This is a genomic window from Desulfobaccales bacterium, from assembly GCA_041648175.1.
Lineage (GTDB): Bacteria > Desulfobacterota > Desulfobaccia > Desulfobaccales > 0-14-0-80-60-11 > 0-14-0-80-60-11.
In genome coordinates, this window is sequence record JBAZPO010000030.1 from 1 (window position 1) to 7,500 (window position 7,500).

Annotated in this window: 5 protein-coding genes (1 of these 5 only partly in view); 2 read left to right on the forward strand and 3 right to left on the reverse strand. The window is 55.5% G+C overall.

Going from position 1 to position 7,500, the window contains the following annotated elements; genetic code table 11:
* Together WC600_17675 and WC600_17680 are read right to left on the reverse strand one after the other, a co-directional pair.
* Window positions 1–1,021 (reverse strand): hypothetical protein (locus WC600_17675; GenBank protein ID MFA4904568.1); only part of this gene is annotated, 1,021 nt, incomplete at its 3' end.
* Between the two features lie 76 nt (window positions 1,022–1,097).
* Window positions 1,098–4,088, reverse strand: coding sequence for a RelA/SpoT domain-containing protein (locus WC600_17680; protein ID MFA4904569.1), 2,991 nt, complete (start codon window positions 4,086–4,088; stop codon window positions 1,098–1,100).
* A 244-nt stretch (window positions 4,089–4,332) separates the two neighbouring features.
* Here WC600_17680 and tyrS point away from each other — a divergent pair, with 244 nt between their 5' ends.
* Together tyrS and WC600_17690 are read left to right on the forward strand one after the other, a co-directional pair.
* A complete protein-coding gene (gene tyrS, locus WC600_17685; GenBank protein MFA4904570.1) occupies window positions 4,333–5,538 on the forward strand; it encodes a tyrosine--tRNA ligase in 1,206 nt (401 codons plus the stop codon).
* 267 nt (window positions 5,539–5,805) lie between these two features.
* The gene (locus WC600_17690; protein MFA4904571.1) at window positions 5,806–6,837 is read left to right on the forward strand and encodes a Fic family protein; all 1,032 of its coding nucleotides are present in this window, start codon (window positions 5,806–5,808) and stop codon (window positions 6,835–6,837) included.
* 167 nt (window positions 6,838–7,004) lie between these two features.
* On the opposite strand, the gene WC600_17695 is transcribed toward WC600_17690, so the two are convergent.
* Window positions 7,005–7,500, reverse strand: partial view of a hypothetical protein gene (locus WC600_17695; protein MFA4904572.1) — the 3' end only. Its footprint extends 2,009 nt past the window's final position; only the last 496 of its 2,505 coding nucleotides appear in the window; its start codon lies beyond the right edge, outside the window — the gene reads right to left on this strand; it ends in the stop codon at window positions 7,005–7,007.

Consider the following 7,500-nt stretch of genomic DNA (forward strand, 5'->3'; position numbering starts at 1 on the left):
TGAGCTCGTGCACGCTGCCCCGCACTTCAAAGTCCTGGGTTTCGGGCTCGAGCAGGGTTGCCAGGGCGCGATCCACCAGATCGCCGGCATTACCGATACTGCGCCGTGAGAGGATTATGCCGATTGCGTCGCGCAGCGTCTGGGACTTCTCCTGCAGCTCTTCCGCCGACGCGTCAGGAAATGCCAGGGCGAGCCGCAGCTCCATGTTGGTGAATATCAGAGCGGTCACGTCGTTGAGCGATTCCGGGACCGTGTGAGACGATACATCATCGCGCGCAGGCGCAAGCTCGCCCCTCGCAGCGGCGAGCTTTTCGTTGGCATTTGCATAGAGAATAATCGCGCCGTCCAGCAGCTCCGCGCCCTGGGCGAGCATTTTAGCGAGCGGGCTCTCGCTGCCCAGCAGCGGCGACATCGCGTGCAACGCGCCGGAGATGAGCCTGGATGCCTCCATCGCTCGCTTCTGCGATTCGCCCATCGCGGAGGAGAGTCCCTTGATTTCATCGTCCGCCTTGCGAGCACCGGCCCGCACGCGCTGCAGGGCCGCCCGCGATGATGCGGCAGCCTTGTCCAGTTCGACCCGCGACAGCACGGAGGCGCGGAGCGTCCTGGTGTTGGCGTTCCTGATTCCGCGCTCGCGTTCCAGCTGCTCGCGAGCCCTCCCGAGCTGTACCTCCACTGAATACGCTCGCCCGCGTAACGTGTGCACTTCTTCGTTCATGCGGCTTCGCTCGCCCGAGGCCTTGTCGAGGAGTTCGGCGAGCATCTGGATCTGCCCGCTCATCTGTTGGAAAGTGTCTTCGGAGCCGGCGACAATCGGCTGTGCAGGGGCTTCCGATGTACCGGGAGACGCATCTGGATTCGCGACGGTCTCCGCAGTGGCAGCGGCCCCCGGATTTGCAGATGTTCCTGCATCCGCAGCGGAATCGACCGTCTCCTCGGCTTCCGGCGGTCTTGCAGAACCATCTCCATAGGCGCCGGATAATGCGGCCATGGTAATATCGGGTGCTATTGGAAGGCGCATGACAGATCTCCCATGATGTGTCCCTTTTCGGCATTTTCACCGGTAAGTTGCTAATTATTTATGGTTCGGGGAGTGTTTAAACCGCCCTGGACTGATCGAGCAACAGATGCCTCGAGGTTGCAGGTTCGAGGTCATAGGCGCCTGCCATCGCTTGAATGGAGGCTTCGTCGCGGCCGTTGCGGAGGATTTGAGAGGCTTCGTAAAGATTATTAAGTATCCTGCCCATTAGCTGCAGGTACTGTGACGGATTCCTTCCGAACGCATCGGAAAGCTTTTTGCCTGATTCGATCTTGTAGTTTCGCTCGTTTGCGGGCTCGAAGAAGAAATCATCGTCCATTTGTTTAGTCCTCACCTGCACCTGCATCATGGTCCCGGTTGTAGGATGATATCCCGTAATATCCATAGACCTGTAGAGATGACTCGTCGGCTTATCTACGGTAATCCATTCCTTGATGACGTTCGGCTGCGTATCGGAGCGGATTCGTCCGTATAACGCGCGCATCTCTTCTTCGGTCTGGGTCAGGACGCGGAGTCCGAGCGCGTCGGTAATATGCGTCAGCTTGTCTTTGCCTTCCATCAACATCTTCAGAAGCAAAGACGATGCGGTCTTTACGCGACCGTCGATGACAGCCCCCTCGGGCGCGATGCCTTTCAAATACGCGAGACAACCATCCTTAAAATGATCAAGTGCGGTTCGGTAGGGCTCGATCATGTCATGGATTGTAATGATCCGCTGATTTTGCCCGCATTCAGCCGCAATCCGCTCGAAATGCGCGCTGTCCGTCGGCCTTGCGCCCGCAGGGATCTCAATAACGCCGATGGTGTTTAGATAGATAGGGGTCTGTCGCGTATAGACGCCGATCAAGTTTCGGATCAGCCGATCATAAGTCCGGTGGCATGCGATTTCGATCGCCCGCTCGTGGTCGCCGCCGCTGATCGCCGCTTCAAAGGGTCCGCTGAATGAAACGCCGTACGCGAAACGTTCCAATATTTCCCTTCGATTCTTTCCATCGTACGACGGATCGATCCGCTCGACGTGCTTGATGAAATCTGCAATCTGCCAGGCAAAAAAACGCTTGGTGTGGGGATCGACAGGATGCCTTACTATAAAAGCCATTACCTTAAATGCGCGCCTCAGCACAGCGTGCGCCACAGCTACGTCTGTCAGCACGGGTAGATGAAGAAGGGCCTTGGCCGCGGCCATTGTATATCTTCTGCCGAAAGACTTTTCACGATCCGCAATAGTCGCATCCTGATCAAGGAGACGCTCGTAAACATCCCATACCTTCAGCACCATGTTAAATATTTTGGCCATCGATTGTTTGATTTCATTGCTATCGACATGTCTATGGCTGCGATCCTGGATGAAGAACATCTGCGCCGTGGAAAAATCGTCGTAGAGGGCGTTTGTTCCTAAGTCGCGTTCCTCAACTGTTAACGCAGCATCTTCCGACATCGCATTATCAAAGAGCTGCTGCCCCTTGTTGGCCAGGTACTCATTTTGTGACTGATCGCGTTCATCGCATGCCGCTTTGATATATGCAGATGCAATAAATGCCCTTGCTGCGGACGATGTCCGATCGAGAACAGCGGGGTGGTTTTCGACATAATTGACTATTTTGCCATATAGTTGATTTTTGAGACAGCACACCAAGTAATTCCGAAACAGTGGCGCATCGTCTTCCTGGATTTCTTCCATGAGGTCCAGGGCCAGGTCGTCATAATTCAGGTACGTGAAGGCGTTCGCCAAGATCCATTGTATCAGGCGAGTATCTTCCTTGCTGACGTTTGCATAGACCAGAATATTACGCAGAGACCGAATTTCGTGACTCAGATCGAGAGCCGAAGGATCGCCGGTCGCGGCGCATTTATGAAGCTTCATTTCGGCAGATTGAACTAACGCCTCAATCGCAGCGTGGCTGGCGTCAAGCGGCGTGAGAGATGCATCGCCGGGAGGAGCTTGGAGAGAGCTGTTCATCTCGAACAAGGCATTAAACCTTGCGTAAATTTTGTGAAGGGTCTCCTTGCGAGATGCTTTTTCGATAAATCGATCGACAAACAACAATGCAACACCATAAGAGGCGATGCCAAGCTCCTCCCTCGCCACCCGCTTCTGGCGTTCGCGAACCAGGGCGTTATCGGAGAGTGTCCCGTCGAAATCGAGAAACACGATTGTGTTTTCGCGCGAGATGCCGGGCGTCTCCGCCGCAGCCTGGTCGATGAGCGCCTGCATCTCCTTGAGATCTCCGGCCGAGTGGCAGACGAACTCCCATGGTTCGTCTTTGGCCTTGCCGCGCGCCGCCCTTATATAGAGTCGGTGCAGATCCAAAGGATCCGTAAGCGCGGCGTGCCACCGCGAAACAGCCTTGTCAGCACCGACGAGACTTCTTTCCGAATCATCGAACACGACGACGAGGAGTTGTTTTAATTTCCCGGCCTTGCAGAAGGCGTCAAGTTCTGTCGCCATCTCGGCTGGTTTGTTGTCCGCTATGATGTCATTGCGCCGGGTGATATCGACCGCAGCGCCGGCGTTGATTTTCTCCAGGATCCGGGAGTTGACGATCTTGCCCCTCTGGTGGGCATTGGGAATATCTCCCGCGGTCCAGAGACAGATTTCAGAGGCGCGTGCGGCCAGCTGCCGGAACGTCTCCGTGTCGCGCACGTCTTCATATAATGTATCGCGCATTTCGATGCGATGGAACGCTTCCATGAAAGCACCAGATGCCTCATGGAGAAACTCCCGATATTTCCCCGGTATGATCGCGCCGAAATTCAGGCCACACTGCCGAAATACTTCCTCCAGCGTCTCCTGAAAGCGCTTCCTCCAATCGAGGCCTTTTTTGGATCCGCCGAACATGAATTCAAGTACCTTTGATGGCAGCGCATCTCTGTGGGCGCCTTCTTCCGGGCGAGAGAAGCCGTTCTGAGACTGTTCCCGAGCCTGCAGCGAATATGGAAAACGAGAGCTTTCGGAGTAGCAGGAGTCATAAAGTTGCGCCGTCTCCTCCGAATGCGCGGACTGATCGCCGTCATCAGTTGACTGCATCTGACACGCGCTCTCGGACATGGAGCCCTCGGCGCATACGTCCGTCAGTTGCGCCGAAGAGATGCATGGAAAGAGATTCGATGATGTTGTGGACATGAATTTTTTCTGCCAGGGCCGGCATACGATTTCCCCTGGAGCGCATCCCGTCTTCGGTGTTTTCTCACGAAAGTTGCTAGGTTATTACGCCGGTCGCTCATATCCGGCAAGCGGCTTCCCGCTGGACAAGAGCCATTGCACCATGTAATTTCAGCCCCCTATGAAAACTATGCCAATAGAAGAGCAGCTCTCGGTAATCAAGCGCGGTGCGGTCGAACTCGTAGACGAGGAGGAGCTGGTCGCAAAGCTCAAGAAGGGCAGGCCCCTGCGCGTGAAGGCGGGCTTTGACCCCACGGCGCCTGACCTGCACCTCGGCCACACGGTCGTGATGCAGAAGCTCAAACAGTTCCAGGACCTCGGCCATACGGTCATATTCCTCATCGGCGACTTCACCGCGCGCATCGGCGATCCGTCCGGCCGCAGCGCCGCGCGTCCGCCGCTCTCGGAAGAGGAGATCGCGCGGAACCTGCGTACATATGTCGATCAGGCCGGCAGGATACTCGACGCGGAAAAGATCGAGCTTCGTTACAACTCCGAGTGGCTCGGCAAGATGAGCTTCGGAGAGGTGATAAATCTCGCGGGTCACTACACGGTCGCGCGCATGATGGAGCGGGACGACTTCAAGAAGCGCTTCACGGCGGGCGATCCGCTCGGCGTGCACGAGTTCCTCTATCCGCTCATGCAGGGCTACGACTCCGTGGCTATCGAAGCGGACGTTGAGCTGGGCGGCACGGATCAGATCTTCAACCTGCTCGTGGGCCGCGATCTGCAGCGCGCGTTCGGCAAAGAGCCGCAGGTCGTGCTCACCATGCCGCTGCTCGTCGGCACGGACGGCGTGCAGAAGATGAGCAAGAGTTACGGCAACTCTGTCGGCATCGCGGAGCCGCCGCGCGAGATGTTCGGCAAGCTCATGTCGATCTCCGACGAGCTTATGTGGACGTACTACGAGCTGCTCTCGGATCTCTCGCTCGCCGAGATCGAAGCTTTTCGAGAAAAAGTAATGGTTGGCGAGTTGCATCCCAAGGTCGCGAAGGAATCGCTCGCCATGGAGATCATCGAGCGGTTCCATTCTGAAGATGACGCAGTAAATGCGCGCGACGAGTTCGAGCGCGTCTTCACGCGCAAGGAATTGCCGGACGACATAACGGAGTATGCGATGACAGCGGACTGCGATGAGCTCCCGCTCGTCGATGTGATGGTGGAGTCAAAGCTCTGCGCGTCCAAATCCGACGCGCGCCGCATGATCCAGCAGAACGCGGTCGAGGTTGACGGCGAGAAGATCGCGGACATCGGCGCAAAACTGCCTGCAAGAGGCGAGCCGCTCATCAAGGTCGGGAAGAGGCGGTTCGTGAAGGTGAAGTTTGTCGGCAAGTAGCTCGGCAGGTAGTACGTCGAACGGGCACTTGGAATGCGCATTTAATATGTGTTATTTTTGTAGCAATTGAATAAATAAGCATATTTATCAGTAAGATATAATAATACCAATGCGCACTTTAAATGCGCATTTTTTGCTGGTCATTTCCCGGCGCTTCCATCAAAGATCGACGGCGAGCTGGAAAAACTTGGGACTGAGGTAATTCGCCTCTCCGCGAGCCTTGGGAGCGGGCTCCATCCAAAGGTCGCGCAGTCAATCAGCGAGCTGATGCTTGCGGTCAACAGCTTCTATACCAACGCCATGGAGGGGAATCCTTCATTGCTCGGTGATATAGAGGCAGCCCTCGCAAACAAGCTTTCGACTGAACGGAATCTCAGGAATTACCAGCTCGAACACCTTGCGCATATCTCGACGCAACGAAAGATGCTGGAACGTCTCGCGCGCGAAAAAGAGCTGGATGTCTGTTCTCCGGATTTTTTCTGTTGGCTTCACAAGGAGTTTTACTCCGAACTGCCGGAGGAGATGCATTACGCGCTCACGCATGAAGGCAGCCGTGTGCTGATAATGCCCGGCGAACTCAGGGATCGTCCGGCGAGCGTGGGGAGACACATTCCCCCAGAGGCGTTGGACGATGTGCGCGGCAATCTCGGGCGCTTTCAGGATGCATATACGCCAACCAAGCTCGAAGAGCCAAAGAAGATGCTGGCGTTTGCCGCATCCCATCACCGCCTCCTTTGGATTCATCCATTCAGGGACGGAAACGGGAGGGTGGCTCGACTCTTCACCATTGCGTATCAGTACCGGCTGAAGATCTGGTCGCACGGTCTGTGGACGGTGACAAGGGCTTTTGCGCGGAATCGTTCCGAATACGACAGGCACCTTGCGTTGGCGGATCAGCCGAGGAGATACGACTTCGACGGCAGGGGGCCGCTGTCGGAGGAGAACCTTGTCGCCTTCTGCAAATATTTTCTACGGGCGTGTGTGGATCAGCTGAAATTTATGGAGTCGATTCTTGAGCTGGGTCATCTGGAGAAACGATTCAAGCAATATCTGGCAATACAGAGGTCACAGAAAGAGATGTCGAGGCAGGCCGTCATGCTTCTTGAGACGCTGCTCTATCGCGGAGAGATCGAGCGCGGCGAGGTGCAATCGATATGCAATGTACAAAGGAGGAGGGCGACCGGCGTCATCAAGGAGCTCCTGGACAAACGGCTCGCGTCGAGCAGCTCCGCGCACGGAAATCTCAGACTCTTATTTTCGGGCGATATGGCGATACACCTGTTTCCAAAACTGGTGTAGAAGCCATCTCATAAATCCCCTCCCCTTTGTAAGGGGAGGGTTAGGGTGGGGTAGATCTACCTCCCCTTCCCCCTCCTTACAAAGGAGGGGAATATGTGAGGCGAACTCCTCATCAAGCTCGGCAAGCGCAGGTTTGTGAGGTGAGGTTTACGGGCAAGTAGAGCGGTTCAGAACCATTTGCTGAAAGAGTTGCCGATGGAGAAGAAGAATGCCTTGTCCTGCGGAAAGTAGGATCCCCTTATTGAAAGTCCACCGGAACCCTTATCCGATGACGAGCGGTGTTGTTCGTCGGCGAATACTCTAAAACCGAGGCCAACGAAGATTCCGTTCGAGTATTTCTTTGAATCTTCGATCGGCGTGTATCGTCCTATGTAGCCTCCTTCCAGTGCATAGGCGGAATAGGAATATTCCTTGTTTTTATTATCAGGATCATTTGCCTGTTCTTTCAATTCCTTCTCAGTACGCCGCCACTCCAGAGAGAGGCTCGCTCCGGGCATCAAGTCGAACCACCCTTTTTTCCAATGAAGGTCCACCTCCACTGTCGGGCCGATGCCTACGCTGACGAGATTGTGGTCGTTTATGCGCATGCCCTTGATGAGGTGTGCCCTGCCGTAAGCTGCGAGACCCCCCGTCCCTCCGATCTCACTCTCTTCCTTGCGTATC